This is a genomic window from Nonomuraea sp. B12E4, from assembly GCF_039871825.1.
Lineage (GTDB): Bacteria > Actinomycetota > Actinomycetes > Streptosporangiales > Streptosporangiaceae > Nonomuraea.
Genome location: NZ_JBDPME010000029.1, coordinates 1 through 12,954 on the forward strand (window position 1 = coordinate 1; position 12,954 = coordinate 12,954).

General features: G+C 71.4%; 12 protein-coding genes. 3 read left to right on the forward strand and 9 right to left on the reverse strand.

The window, feature by feature from the left end; all coding sequences use genetic code 11:
• The first annotated feature begins 257 nt into the window (after positions 1-257).
• On the forward strand, positions 258-1,379 hold the full coding sequence (locus tag ABGB18_RS40200; protein WP_347700928.1) for an AI-2E family transporter: 1,122 nt from the start codon (positions 258-260) through the stop codon (positions 1,377-1,379).
• Here ABGB18_RS40200 and ABGB18_RS40205 read toward each other — a convergent pair.
• The 8 genes from ABGB18_RS40205 to ABGB18_RS40240 form a co-directional block, all read right to left on the reverse strand.
• Positions 1,356-2,042 carry a helix-turn-helix transcriptional regulator gene (locus tag ABGB18_RS40205; protein WP_347700929.1) on the reverse strand — a complete coding sequence of 229 codons (687 nt, stop codon included), beginning with the start codon at positions 2,040-2,042 and terminating at the stop codon, positions 1,356-1,358. The two genes, ABGB18_RS40200 and ABGB18_RS40205, sit on opposite strands and share 24 nt — an antisense overlap.
• Positions 2,043-2,091: 49 nt before the next feature.
• On the reverse strand, positions 2,092-2,958 hold the full coding sequence (locus tag ABGB18_RS40210; protein ID WP_347700930.1) for a hypothetical protein: 867 nt from the start codon (positions 2,956-2,958) through the stop codon (positions 2,092-2,094).
• Positions 2,959-3,105: 147 nt separating this feature from the next.
• Positions 3,106-4,302: an ABC transporter permease gene (locus ABGB18_RS40215; RefSeq protein WP_347700931.1), complete on the reverse strand. Its 1,197-nt coding sequence runs from the start codon at positions 4,300-4,302 to the stop codon at positions 3,106-3,108.
• Entirely contained in the window at positions 4,299-5,057 is a 759-nt protein-coding gene (locus tag ABGB18_RS40220) for an ABC transporter ATP-binding protein (protein WP_347701016.1), read from the reverse strand. Before ABGB18_RS40220 ends, ABGB18_RS40215 begins: the two co-directional genes overlap by 4 nt.
• A complete protein-coding gene (locus ABGB18_RS40225; RefSeq protein ID WP_347700932.1) occupies positions 5,057-6,142 on the reverse strand; it encodes a peptidoglycan-binding protein in 1,086 nt (361 codons plus the stop codon). The genes ABGB18_RS40220 and ABGB18_RS40225 overlap by 1 nt, the downstream gene beginning before the upstream one ends.
• Positions 6,143-6,147: 5 nt before the next feature.
• A complete protein-coding gene (locus tag ABGB18_RS40230) occupies positions 6,148-6,666 on the reverse strand; it encodes a hypothetical protein (protein ID WP_347700933.1) in 519 nt (172 codons plus the stop codon).
• 23 nt (positions 6,667-6,689) lie between these two features.
• On the reverse strand, positions 6,690-8,099 hold the full coding sequence (locus ABGB18_RS40235) for an ATP-binding protein (RefSeq protein ID WP_347700934.1): 1,410 nt from the start codon (positions 8,097-8,099) through the stop codon (positions 6,690-6,692).
• Complete coding sequence (locus ABGB18_RS40240) at positions 8,096-8,773, reverse strand: response regulator transcription factor (RefSeq protein WP_347700935.1); 678 nt, start codon at positions 8,771-8,773, stop codon at positions 8,096-8,098. Before ABGB18_RS40240 ends, ABGB18_RS40235 begins: the two co-directional genes overlap by 4 nt.
• Positions 8,774-9,017: 244 nt before the next feature.
• On the opposite strand from ABGB18_RS40240, the gene erm reads away from it, so the two are divergent.
• On the forward strand, positions 9,018-9,839 hold the full coding sequence (gene erm, locus ABGB18_RS40245) for an ErmE/ErmH/ErmO/ErmR family 23S rRNA (adenine(2058)-N(6))-methyltransferase (RefSeq protein ID WP_347700936.1): 822 nt from the start codon (positions 9,018-9,020) through the stop codon (positions 9,837-9,839).
• Here erm and ABGB18_RS40250 read toward each other — a convergent pair.
• Positions 9,828-11,222, reverse strand: coding sequence for a hypothetical protein (locus ABGB18_RS40250; protein ID WP_347700937.1), 1,395 nt, complete (start codon positions 11,220-11,222; stop codon positions 9,828-9,830). The two genes, erm and ABGB18_RS40250, sit on opposite strands and share 12 nt — an antisense overlap.
• A 117-nt stretch (positions 11,223-11,339) precedes the next feature.
• Between ABGB18_RS40250 and ABGB18_RS40255 the strand changes: the two genes are divergently transcribed.
• Positions 11,340-12,923, forward strand: coding sequence for a molybdopterin-dependent oxidoreductase (locus ABGB18_RS40255; protein ID WP_347700938.1), 1,584 nt, complete (start codon positions 11,340-11,342; stop codon positions 12,921-12,923).
• Positions 12,924-12,954 lie beyond the last annotated feature (31 nt).

Consider the following 12,954-nt stretch of genomic DNA (forward strand, 5'->3'; position numbering starts at 1 on the left):
GACGCGTTCACCGTTTTCGTCAACCCTTGCGGGCTTCCGTCCCCGGTGGCGTTCATTTCGTTGTGCCTTTATTCTTTCAGCCGTTCAAGTCCCTGTCAAATTGACCCGACTTGCACAACCTGCGGAAATTCAGCTGCGTCCCGTTTCCGGGACAACCCCTCAAACTTACCAGCCGATCCGAGTGGACGCGCACGTCTCACCGAGTGGAGGTGTCTGGAGGTCGTCCCCGAGTGAGTCCGGCGATCTCCGCCGTCCCCGTGGGACTGCTGAACTCTATGTACGCCTCCCGGAACCGTCAAATCGATGGTTCCGCTGTCGGCCCCGGGTACGTAGGAGGCGTGCGAGATCAACCCGTCCCCAGGGCGCTCATCATTCTGGTGGGCATAGCCGGCGCGGTCGTGGCCCTCTTCGGTGTCCGAGAAGTGGCCTCGGTCGTCGGCCCTGTGGTGCTGGCCCTTGTACTGGTCATCGCCGTCTCTCCAGTGCGCCGCTGGCTCGACCAGCGGCGCGCGCCCGTCTGGCTCCAGGTCGTGGTGCCGTTCCTGATCGTGCTGCTGGTGCTGCTCGGCATGGCGGGCATCCTCACCATTTCGGCCACCGAACTCGCCGCGCTGCTGCCCACGTACGCCGGCCAGTTCCAGCAACTCCTCGACGACGCCCAGCGCTGGGCGACCACGCACGGCGTCAGCAACGAGATGCTCGAGAGGGCCACGCAGGCACTCGATCCCGGAAGGATCTTCGGATTCGCGCAAAGTCTGCTCGGCGGCGTCATCGGCGTTCTTTCCGGGCTTTTTCTCATTGTCGTGTTGTTGCTGGCGATGTGCCTGGATGCGCCGACGACCTCGAAAATTCTCACCAACGGCGCCGGCAGCAGGCCGCAACTGGTGACGGCGCTGGCCGAGTTCGCGTACCGGACCAGACGCTATCTCATCGTCTCCACCGTCTTCGGGCTGCTGAGCGCGATACTCGACGTCGTCGCCCTGTCGTTGCTGGACGTGCCGCTGCCGCTGCTCTGGGGTGTGCTCGCGCTCATCGCCAACTACATCCCCAACATCGGTTTCGTGATCAGCCTGGTGCCGCCCGCCCTGCTCGCCCTGCTGGACGGCGGCGTGCAGAAAATGGTGCTGGTCATCGCCGCATATGTCGTCATCAACGTCGTCACCCAATCATTCATTCTGCCCAAATTCCTGGGTGACGCCGTGGGGCTGTCGACCACGATGACGTTCATCTCGCTGATCGTCTGGACTTTTGTGCTGGGCCCGCTGGGCGCCGTTCTCGCCATTCCGCTGAGTCTGCTCACGCGGGCGTTGCTGGTGGACAGCGACCCGAGCGCCAAGTGGGTGCAGTCGCTGCTGTCAGGCAAACTCCCGCACGGGTGAGACGAGACGGTGTATCGGCACCCCGCTCAGCCGCTTGACGTCATGGGACAGGTGGGCCTGGTCGGCGTAGCCGGCCCTGACGGCCACCTCGGCCAGCGGGACGCCCGCGCGGGCCAGCCGCAGCGCGCGCTGGAAGCGCACGATGCGCTGGAGGGTCTTGGGGGCGTAGCCGAACGAGGCCAGACTGCGGCGTTGCAGTTGGCGCTCGCTGAGCCCGAGGTCCCGGGCCACCTCGCCGACCGAGCGGCCCATCCTGAGCGCGGCGGCGATGGCGGGCGCGGCCGGGTCGACCCGATCGGCCTTGGCCAGGTGCCTCCTGACCAGGGCGGGGATGGCGGCCGGTGAGCTCAGCTCCGCAGCGCCCGGGAACGGCAGGGAGGTCAGCGGCACGCGCTGGTCGCGCAGCTCCTCCACGGGGAGGCCGAAGAAGTCGCCCACCGCGCCGGGGCGGAAGCGGATGCCGTCGAAGGTGTCGCCCGCCCTCATGGGCGTGGGCATGGGCCCGGTGTCAGGCCCCGCCACGAACGGGCCGCCGGGGCCCCAGATGAGGTCCACGCAGGCGTCGGGCACCACGAGCTGGGTGGAGTCCTCCTCGGCGGCCTGGTGCCACACGCAGGCGATGCGCCCGGAGAGGCCACGGTCAGGAGGGAGCTCCACGTACATGCCTTCAACGTACGTGACTCCACTGACAGAAACCGTGCCCGAGTACGCATCACCTCACGGGAGAGCTCTCAAGCCGCCCGTACGCGCGCAGCGTCCTGAGCCGCTGCACGGTGACGTATCCGCCCCATTCGTGCTCCACCAGCGGCGTCCACATCAGCCAGTTGCCGTTCCAGCCCCCCTCGGGGGCCTGGGCGGCGATCAGCGCGTCGAGGTGGGTGTCCAGGACGTCCTGGGGGAACATCGGCAGCCGCAGCGGCGCGGGCGCGAAGTCCAGCGGGAAATGCGCGTCCCCCGGCTCGTCCGGGTCGAACGCGACGGTCGCCAGGAGGGCTTCGCGCAGCCGGGCGAACTCCGCCTCCGCACGGGCCCGGTCCGGCACCAGGTTCAGGAACGTCACCATCGCGCGAGCCTGGTACGGCGTCGTCTCCTCCACCTCGGCGATCCGCGACCAGCAGAAGTCCGTGGCGGTCGCCAGCCAGGGATGCGTGACGCCGTGCTTGTGCAGCAGCCCGGCGATCGACGCGGTGGGGATGAGGTTGCCCGGCGGGTCGTCGTCCGTCTCCCACCACGGCGCGTGAGGCGTGCCGCGGACGGACGGCAGCACGAACGGCACCCCGCCGTCCTTGGCGGTGACACCTGCCAGGTAGTCGCAGGCGGCGGTCACCATCGGGGAGTCGAAGGCGTCGAGCTCGTCCAGGATCCAGAAGGCCACCTCCACCGGCTCCGGCTGGCTGCCCGCGCCGCGCAGGTCAGGTTCGAGGGCGTTGCCGAACCCGCCGTCGGCGTTCTGGTAGCAGCGCAGCACGTCCAGCACCCGCTCGCGTGAGCCGTGCCCGAACAGCGCCTCGAACCGCAACCGGTCGATCAGCCTGCCGTGCAGGTCCAGATAGGTCGCGGCTCGGTCGAGGACATCCATGTCAGCCGGGTCTCCTAATGAGAGAATGCGGAGTCGCTGGTGCTCACGCCGAAGCTATCCCTCCCCGGCGCCGTTCTCTTGTCGGAATCAGACATGTACGGCAGCGGCGGCCCGCCGGAAGGTGCGGGCCGCCGGGACCTCGTGGCGTCACGGGGTGGCCAGCGCCTCCGTGGGTGACATCCGGGCGGCGCGGACCGCCGGGTAGAAGCCCGCGATGCCGCCGATCACGAGCGTGGCCAGGACGCCGCCCACCATTGCCCAGACCGGCACGATCGAGGGCCAGCCCTGGAAGCCGGCGTACGCGGCGGTGACGCCGATGCCGAGCAGCACGCCGCCGACGCCCCCGATGGCCGACAGCAACAGCGACTCGGCCAGGAACTGGAGGCGGATCTGCCCGCGCGTGGCCCCCAGCGAGCGGCGCAGGCCGATCTCCGCCCGGCGCTCCAGCACCGAGATGACCATCGTGTTGGCCACGCCCACCCCGCCGACCAGCAGCGCGACCCCGCCGAGGCCGAGCAGCATCGCGTTGAGCGTGGCATCGGTGGCCTGCTTGGCGGCCAGCACGTCCGACGGCCTGGACACCTGGACCTCGTTGGGCGCCTGCGGGTTGGCGGTGGCGGCGAGCACGTCGCGGACCGCGACCACCGACTCCTCCCGCGCCCTGGCGTAGATCGTGGTGGGGTAGCCGTCGAAGTCCAGCCGCTCCTCCGCCACCGGCCAGCCGACCAGGGCGGCCGTGTCCACCTCGGGGGCCAGCGGGGCGGGAGCGAGCACGCCGACGACGATGAACCACTGCCCGCCCAGCCAGACCCGCTGGTCGGGACCCGCGTTGACGACGCCGAGCCGGTCGGCCGCCTTGGCGCCGAGCACGGTGGCGGGATAGCGGTGGGTGGCCTCGTTCAGCCAGGTGCCGCCGGCGACAGTGACGCCGACGTCCTGGAGCAGGTCGAGGCGGGCGGCGGTGACGGAGATGCTGCCCGTCTCCGCGACGGGGATGTGGTCGTTGCGGTAGACCTTGGCCGTGGTCGTCCCGGTCGCGGTGACGGCATAGACGGGGCCGATCTGGCCGATCATGTCCTCCGACTCGGCGGGCAGGTGCGACTGCTCGCCGAACAGGCTCTGGCCCGGTGACACGGTCAGCAGGTTGGTGCCGAGCGCTTCGAGCTGCCGGTTGAGGTCCTCCTGGCTGGAGGCGGAGATCCCGACGACGCCGAGCATGGCGGCGATGCCGATGGCGATGCCCAGCGCCGACAGGAACACACGCAGCGGCCTGGACCGCAGGCCCGCCCCGCCGACCCGGACCACGTCACGGGGCCGCATGCGGGCCGGCACGAGAACGGTCATGTCCGCACTCCGTCCGGGAGCCCCCGGGGCCCGTCCGGCACCCGATCACCACGCGCCTCCGGCACCCGATCACCACGCGCCTCCGGCACCCGATCACCACGCGCCTCCGGCACGACCTGGCCGTCGAGCATCTCGACCTGTCTGGGGAGGGCGGCGGCGAGGTCGCGGTCGTGGGTGATGATGACCACCGTCGTGCCCGCCGCGTGCAGCTCGCGCAGCAGCTCCATCACCCCGGCCCCCGAGCGTGAGTCGAGGTTCCCGGTCGGTTCGTCGGCCAGCAGCAGTCGCGGGCCGCCGACCACGGCACGGGCGATGGCCACGCGCTGCCGCTCGCCGCCGGACATCTCGTGCGGGCGGTGGCCCAGCCGGTGCCCGAGCCCCACTCGCTCCAGGGCCTCGTACGCACGCCGCCGCCGCTCCCCCAGGGACGGCCCCGAATACAGCAGGCCGTCGGCCACGTTGTCGAGCGCGGGCACCCCGGCGGCCAGGTGGAACTGCTGGAAGACGAAGCCGATGACGTTCGCGCGCAGGGCGGAGAGCTGCCGGTCGGTGAGGGAGAGCACGTCGTGCCCGGCGATACGCACGGTTCCGGCAGACGGCCGGTCGAGGGTGCCGATCATGTTGAGCATGGTCGACTTGCCCGAGCCGGACGGGCCGACGATGCCGACGAGCTCGCCGTGGTCGATACCCATCGAGACCTCGCGCAGCGCGACGACCTCGCCGTAGCGCTTGCTCACGTCGCGCAGTTCGACGATCACTTGGGCACCGCCACGGTCGTGCCCTCCTCGACGCCGGTGACCTCGACCTGACCGTCGGCGAACATGCCGGTCTCGACCGGCACGTAGCGGGTGGCGGCGCCCTCCACGACCTGGACGCCGTAACCGCCCTCAGCCAGCGCCAGCAGCGCCCCGACGGGCACCGCCAGCACGTTCTCGCGCTGGTCCGACACGATCGTGACGTCCACCGGCGCGGCGTCGAACGCCTTCTTCAGCTTGCTCACCGACACCCTGACCTCGACGGTGGTGGTGGCCTCGTTGCCGCTGCCGGTCTCGGTGGCGACCTTGCCGACGCCGGTGACCTTGCCATCCACCTTGCTGCCGTCGGGAAGCTCGACGGTCGCCTTCATGCCCTTCCTGACCAGGTGCTCGTCGGCCACGTCGAGGTTGACGTGCACCTCCCGGGTGGTGCCGGTGGCGGTGAGTACGGGGCCGGTCGCGGTGTCACCGAGGGCCTTCTTGAGCTCGGCGACGCGGATCGGCCCGGCGGCGATCACGACGTCTCCCGGCTGGACCCGGCCGGTGACCTCGTGCCCGAGGTCCTCCTGCCACTCCTCGACCGCCTCCCTGGTGGTCCAGGTGAACTCGTTGTCCACCTCGAAGCCGTCGTAGCCGAGCTTGTCCAGGTTGCGTTCGAGCTGCTCGACGTCCCTGCCCTCGACGCCGTTCTCCAGGGTGCGGTAGAGGGGGACGGTGCCGTACAGGAGGGAGCGGCGGTCGGCGTCCACGCTGTAGACGCCGTGGCCCCGGGTGATGGTGGAGCCCTCGCCGGGGAGCCAGGTGATCGTGCCCTGCGACTTGCCGCTGACGGTCACGGGGTCGCCGTAGCCGAGGGTGCCGTCCACGGTCTTGGTCGCGGTGAGAGTGGTGCGGGTCACCTTGGCGACGGCCGGCGGTGTGCGGGTGGCGACGGTCGTACCGGTGCCGTCGCCGCCGAAGCCGACGGCGGCGGCCGCGACCGCGGCGGCGAGCAGCGCGGCGCCGCCCGTCCACGCGAGCACCCGGAGCGGGCCACGGCGGCGGGGCGGCACGACACGCGCGGGCCGCTCCGTGGGTTCCTTCACCTGTGTCACCCGCCCGCTCCGACCGGGGCCTTGGCCTTGTTGCAGGCTTTGAGCGCCTCCTGGAACTTGGCACCGTCGCGCTGGATGCTGCCCATCGTGCCGGAGGGGAAGCTGCCGTCGGGGTTGGGGTCGGGCATGTTCACGCCGTGCTCGCGCAGGCACTGGGCGAGCACTCGGATCTGGTCGACGTTCCGCGACGAGGGCTCGCGGATCTTCGACGGCGCGAAGTCGCGGCAGGCCCCGGTGGCCACCTGGAGGGCCTTCTTGTCGATCTTCCCGCCGAGCGACTTCAAGCCGCCGCCCCCGTCGGGGCCGGGGTCCTCCATGGGGATGCCGTGCTCGCGCATGCACTGGGCGAACTTCCTGCCCTGCTCCTCCTGATCCACCGTGGCGGTCGGCGACGCGCTCGCGGCGGCCGCTGTCGTGCGTGCCACGGAGGCGACTTCGGTGCCGCCCGGCGCGCTGCCACACCCCGCCGCGGCGAACGAGGCGATCAGGGCTGTGGCGATGAGTGTTCGTCTCATGCCCCGAATCTGGCGAGCGCGGCTCAATGCGGGCTGGGAGTCACCTCGGAGTCAGGTAGGAACACACGGAAGGTCGCGCCGGCACCGGGCGCGGTGTCCAGCTCGACGCGGCCGCCGTGCGCGCGGACGATCGCCGATACGATGGCCAGGCCCAGCCCCGCGCCGCCGTCGGCCCGGGATCGGCCCTGGCTGACGCGGTAGAGGCGGTCGAACAGGCGCGGCACATGCTCGGGCGGCACGCCCGGCCCGGTGTCCGACACCTCCAGCACGCCCATGCCGTCCGACCTGCCGACGCTCACGGTGACGGCGGCCTCGGGCGGGGTGTGGGAGAGCGCGTTGGCGACGAGGTTGGCGGCCACCTGCCGCAGGCGGGCCTCGTCGCCCACGATCGATACGGGTGCGAGCCGGTCGCCCAGGCCGATGAGCTTGACCTGCCGCTCCGGCACGCGTACGCGGGCGTCGCGGATCGTGTCGGCAGCCACTTCCAGCAGATCGACGGGATGGCGGTCGAGCGGGCGTTCCTCGTCGAGCTGGGCCAGCGTGAGCAGGTCGTTGACGAGCACGCCCATCCTGGCCGCCTCGTGCTCGATCCTGCGCATCGCCTCATCGGTGTCCCCACCGCCCCGGCGGTGCAGCTCGGCGAAGCCGCGGACGGACGTGAGCGGGGTGCGCAGCTCGTGGGAGGCGTCGGCCAGGAAGCGCCGCATCCGGGCCTCGGAGCCGGTCCTGGCGGCGATCTCGGACTGCAGGCGGTCGAGCATGACGTTCATGGCGCGGGCCAGACGGCCGGGCTCGGTGTGCGGGTCGGGGGCGGGGACCCGGCGGGCGAAGTCGCCGCGGGCGATGTGCCCCGCCGTGGCCTCCATCCTGGTGAGGGGGCGCAGCCCGAGGCGTACCACGGCGTCGGCGGCCAGGCCGAGCAGGAGCAGCACGAACGCGCTGACCGCGACGGCGATGCCCAGGGCGGAGGTCTGGATCTGCTCCAGCTCCTCCAACGACTGGGTGATCATCCAGACGCCGCCGCCGGGCAGCCCGGCGGCGCGGACCCGCCACGCGGCGCCCGTGCTGCCCGGCACGGTGTAGGGGACGTCCAACCGGACCTCGTCGATGACCGGAGCCGGCTGGCCGGGTTCGGCGCTCGTGGACCGCATCGTGCCGTCAGGGTTGTAGATCCTGAACTGCTGGACGGCCGGGACGCGCTTGGTGAGCACGGCGGCCAGGTCATTGACGTTTCCGAGCGGTTTGGTCAGGGCCTGGACGCCCTTGTTGGTGACGGCCTTGGTGAACTGCGTGAGCTGGGCGTCCACCCGGCCCAGCAGGTAGTCGCGCAGCAACACGACGCCGACGACGTTGGAGAGCACGAGCGCGACCGTGGTGAGTCCGAGGATGGCCACGACCAGCCGGGTGCGCAGAGTCCAGGTGGCGGGCCTCACCGCGGGGTCCTCAGCGTGTAGCCGACGCCGCGTACGGTGTGGATGAGCTGGGGCTCGAACTTGTCGATCTTCTTGCGCAGGTAGTAGACGTAGGACTCGACGATGCTGGAGTCGCCGTCGAAGTCGTAGCGCCAGACGCTGTCGAGGATCTGCGCCTTGCTCACCACCCGGCCGGCGTTGGTCAGCAGATATTCCAGCAGGTTGAACTCGGTGGGCGACAGGTCGACCGGCACGCCGGCCCGGCGCACCTCGTGGGCCTGCGGGTCCAGCTCCAGGTCGGCGTACGTCAGGAGGTCGTGCCGGGGCTCGGCGCGGCTGCGCCGCAGGATGGCGCGGATGCGCAGCACCACCTCCTCCAGGCTGAACGGCTTGGCCACGTAGTCGTCGGCGCCCAGCGTGAGGCCCTGCACGCGGTCCTCGACGCCGTCGCGGGCCGTCAGGAACAGCACCGGGATGCGCTCGCCGAGCCGCCGGGCGACCTCGAACCCATCGAAGTCCTCCAACATGACATCGAGCACCACGATGTCGGGGTTGAACTCCCTGGCGGCCGTCACGGCCTCGGTGCCCGTCTCCGCGGTCCTGACCTCGAACGAGACCAGGCGCAACGTCTGGGACAGCAGGGCGCGGATGTTCGGCTCGTCGTCCACGACGAGCACCCTGGCCGGTCGGTCCATGCTCAAAGGTTTACCCGAGCCAGCTCAATGCCGGCTCAAAGCGTTTATTGCGTTGCCCGGCCGAATCGGCCCTGCCTACAGTGACCGGCATGACATGCATGTTCGCCTGCCCGATGTTCATCCGCATCCGCCACGGCCGGGCTCTGGCCCGCTAGCGGACGCTTTCGTTCGAGGCTGAGCGTCCGCACGCGCGCCCAGGGCCCTTCGAGACCTGTCAATCTCGAGGACCCGAAAGGGCAGTGCTGTGGCGCAGAATTTCGCGCACGGAAACTATTCACACACCCAGAAGCAGGCCAGGAAGGGCGGCGGCCGCACGCCCAGGGACGTGGCCCGGCGCGCTCTGTCGCAGAATTTCCTGGTCGACAGGCATGCCGTCCACCTGGTGGTGAAGGCCGCCGCCCCCGAAGGGCTCGTGCTGGAGCCCGGCTCGGGCACCGGCGTGCTCACCCTGGCCCTGGCCGAGGCGGGCGCGCGGGTCGTCGGCTACGAGCTCGATCCGCGGCTGGCAGGCCGGCTGGCCGCACGCACCGGCGACGACTCCCGGATCGACGTGGTCAGGGGTGACTTCACGAACGCGCGGGCGCCGCGCGAGCCGTTCGCGGTCGTGGGCAACATCCCCTACTCGATCACGTCGAAGATCGTGGACTGGTGCCTGCGGGCGCCGGCCCTGACCTCGGCGACGCTGCTCACGCAGCGGGAGTACGCACGCAAGCGCGCGGGCGACTACGGCCGCTGGAGCCTGGTCACGGTGGAGTCGTGGCCGTGGTTCGGCTGGCGGCTCGGCGACACGATCGGCCGGGAGAGCTTCCGGCCCGTGCCGGCCGTCGACTCGGCGATCCTGCGTATCCAGCGCAGGCCCGAGCCGCTGGTGCACGGCGGCCGCTCCTACCGGGAGCTGGTCGAGCTGGGCTTCGGCGGGGTGGGCGGCTCGGTGCGCGCGTCGCTGAAGGCCCGTTACCGGGGGGTGGACGCCGCCCTGGCGGCCGCGGGCGTGGCCCGCGACGCCGTCGTGGGCCACGTGCACCCCGACCAGTGGATCACCTTGTGGGAGCGCCTATGCCGTTGACCTGATCCTGGCCTGCCCGGCGGGCCTGACCACGGAGGCCGTCCCTGGGGCCGCGGCGGCGATGCGCCGCCCCCAGGGCATGGCCAGCGCGAGGATCGGCAGCAGCACGATCGAGGCGCGCGACCAGTAGGAGTGCATGACCCACCACCCGCCGGTGTCGAACTGCGTCATGTAGAGGTAGCCGTAGGCGGCCCAGGCGGAGGCGGCGATGATGGCCGGCCAGGCGAACCTGGTGGGGCGGGCGATCAGGAACGGCATGAACCACAGCAGGTATTGCGCGCCCAGCCGGGGCGTCATGACCATGAAGACGAGCAGGATGGCCGTGGTCAGGTCGACCGGGTCGGCGCGCCGCCAGTAGAGCACCACGGCTATGACGCTGACGTAGATCAGGTTCGTGCCGAACGACGCCAGGTCCGCGCGCAGTGCCCAGTCACCGCCGGTGAACCAGGGGGTCCAGCCGTATTCGCCGACGATCGGCCGGATGTCCTGGATGGTGTGGATGACCGCGGGGATCTGGTCGAGTCTCGTGCCCGCGAAGACCGGCAGCGTGACCAGGAAGAACAGCGGCACCAGCCCGGTGGTGAACAGGCCGGCCACCCGGGACCGCAGGTTGGGCAGGAGCAGCAGCATCCCGGGGATCAGCCAGATCGGCCAGCTCTTCGCGCACAGCGCGAGGCCCATCAGCACGCCCGCCAGCGCGCCCCGCCTGAGGTCGCCCCGGTCGTCGGGGCCGGGCAGCAGCGCCCGGTGCAGCATCCCGCCGCGGCCGAGCACCCGCCGGACCGAGTCGCGGGCACCGTAAGCGGCCACGCCCCTGCGCAGCTTGGCCACCACGTCGGTGGTGATGCCGGGCCGCTCGGGAGCGCCGGGGCCCCTGGCGACCACGAAGGCGGCCACGCCGAACATGAGCGCGACCGGCTCGACCTGGCCGTGGACGGAGGCGATGAGCAGGGCGAGCGGGTTGAGCGCGTACTGGAAGGCGCGCAGCGAGCCCCTGGGGCCGCCGGCCAGCTTGCCGACCAGCGGGATCAGCACGATGTCGGCGACCACGGTGACCAGGCGGCCGGCGTATTCCCACGGGATGCCGAGCCACAGCAGGATGCCATAGACGTAGGGGATGGTCGGCAGGAAGTGCCAGCCGCCGTCGCTGGCCAGCACCGGGTCCTGGCCCCTGAGCACGGCCTCGCCCGCGGGTTTGAAGCTTTCCACGAAGTCGACGGGTTGCCAGGTGTCGATCGCGGACGTATACATGATCAACACGCGGACCACCACGCCCACGAGGATCGCGACGAGGAGCGGAGGCCGCCAGTCGCGCCATTGCGCGACAAGGGCGAGCACGACACCGGCGACGAGGACTATCCCCGTGAGAACTGCGTAATCCATGGCGGCCTCTAGCCTGCCGTACCTGAAGGGCTGCTGCCACTTGCGCTTCCCATTCTTATCCCCGACATGCCGCCACGTATGGCACTAGAACGTCACCGTCTGTGTTCAACTTTTTCCATGGGGGGATCGCAGGTCAACCGGTCATTGGTCAGGCTCTACTACGAGGTCGGGGAGGCATCGCGCGACCCGGTCGCGACCTGGGCGAAACTCACAGGCAACTCTCAGGAATACCAGCGAGCGCGAGGTGAGCGGCGCGTTCCGCTGGACGACGCGACGGCCGCGGAGCTGGTGGCGGCCGCGATCGTGCACACCGTGGCCCGGCACGGGGCCGACCGGGTGGCGGCGCTGGCGAGCACGCCGCTGGCGCGGGTGGTCCGCGGGGTCGGTGGCGCGGTGCTGACCGAGCACCCGTGCGCGCCCGAGCAGGTGCTGGGGCCGCGCTTCGCCGGCCCGGAGGCCGACGACTGGGCGCGGGCGGCATACGTGCTGCTGTGGGGGGAGAACAACCGGCTGGTACGCACGGCGGACACGCCCTGGGTGATCGCCGGGCGGTACAAGGGCCAGAAGGTGGTCGCGATCGGCACGCACCCGACGCGGCTGTCGGACGAGACGCTGGTGGTGCGCCCGGGCACGGACGGGGCGCTGGCCATGGCCATGGGGCACGTGCTGCTGAAGGAGTTCTTCCTGGATCGCACGCCGTTCGCCGGGCACGCCGCGGAGCGTACCGATCTGCCGTTCCTGGTGCGGTTGCGGGCCCGCGAGGGCGCCTTCGTGCCCGGCGGGCTGCTGGGGCGGGTGTGCGACCGGCTCAGCGTGTACGGCGGGGAGACGGCGGAGGTGCTGCTGCCGCGCTTCGACGACGGGCCGGGGGTGCTGCGCCGGGGGGTGCCGGTGCTGCGTGACGGCGACGAGCTGGTGACGACCGTGTTCGACCTGCTGCTGGCCGCGTACGGGGTGGCGCGGCCGGGGCTGCCGGGGGCGTGGCCCGAGGGGTACGAGGACCGGCGCGAGCCGTACACGCCCGCCTGGCAGGAGCCCTACACCGGGGTGCCCGCGTCGCGCACGCTGAAGATCGCGCGGGAGCTGGGGGTGACGGCCGAGAAGACCGGCGGGCGGTGCGTGATCGTGCCGGGGCGGCTGGAGACGGCACACGCCGACACCGCCTACCGGGCGATGCTGGCGTTGCTGGTGCTCACCGGGTGCGGCAGCGGCTGGGCGCAGGCGGGCGGCGCGGGGATCCCGCTGGTGCCGTACCTGTGCCTGCACGCCTGCGGTGAGGACCGGTCGGACGTGGGCGCGCTGAGCTGGGCGCTGTCGGAGGGCCTGTTCGCGCGCAGGACGTCGCGCTCGGTGCTGCTGGAGGCGGTGCGCGACGGGTGGCCGATGGCGCCCGCGCCGCGCGTGCTCGCCCTGCCGCGGCCGATCTACCCGCTGCCGCCCGACGTGGACCTGCTCATCGGGCCCGACGAGAACTGCGACCTGTCGCCGCCGGACCCGGAGCTGGTGGCCGCGGCCGTGGCGCGGCTGTCCGGCCGGACGGCGCCGGCAGAGCCCGGCGCCGCGCCGGCCGGGGGGCGGATGCGGCTGCTGGTGGACCACGCCTGGATGCACGAATACGGCGAGGCGCTCCCCACCTACCGCCCGCCCGGGCTGGGTCTCCCGCTGAAGCCCACCCAGCTCGTCCGCGTCACCGCACAGTAACAGCGAGGAAGCCCTGTCTTTCAGAGCGGGG

What these genes read in the sequence shown, in the direction of transcription:
- ABGB18_RS40255 (WP_347700938.1), top strand. Translation starts at nt 11,340, where the DNA reads ATGGGGGGATCGCAGGTCAACCGGTCATTGGTCAGGCTCTACTACGAG.
- ABGB18_RS40215 (WP_347700931.1), bottom strand. Translation starts at nt 4,302, where the DNA reads ATGACCGTTCTCGTGCCGGCCCGCATGCGGCCCCGTGACGTGGTCCGG.
- ABGB18_RS40205 (WP_347700929.1), bottom strand. Translation starts at nt 2,042, where the DNA reads ATGTACGTGGAGCTCCCTCCTGACCGTGGCCTCTCCGGGCGCATCGCC.
- ABGB18_RS40250 (WP_347700937.1), bottom strand. Translation starts at nt 11,222, where the DNA reads ATGGATTACGCAGTTCTCACGGGGATAGTCCTCGTCGCCGGTGTCGTG.
- ABGB18_RS40230 (WP_347700933.1), bottom strand. Translation starts at nt 6,666, where the DNA reads ATGAGACGAACACTCATCGCCACAGCCCTGATCGCCTCGTTCGCCGCG.
- ABGB18_RS40240 (WP_347700935.1), bottom strand. Translation starts at nt 8,773, where the DNA reads ATGGACCGACCGGCCAGGGTGCTCGTCGTGGACGACGAGCCGAACATC.
- ABGB18_RS40210 (WP_347700930.1), bottom strand. Translation starts at nt 2,958, where the DNA reads ATGGATGTCCTCGACCGAGCCGCGACCTATCTGGACCTGCACGGCAGG.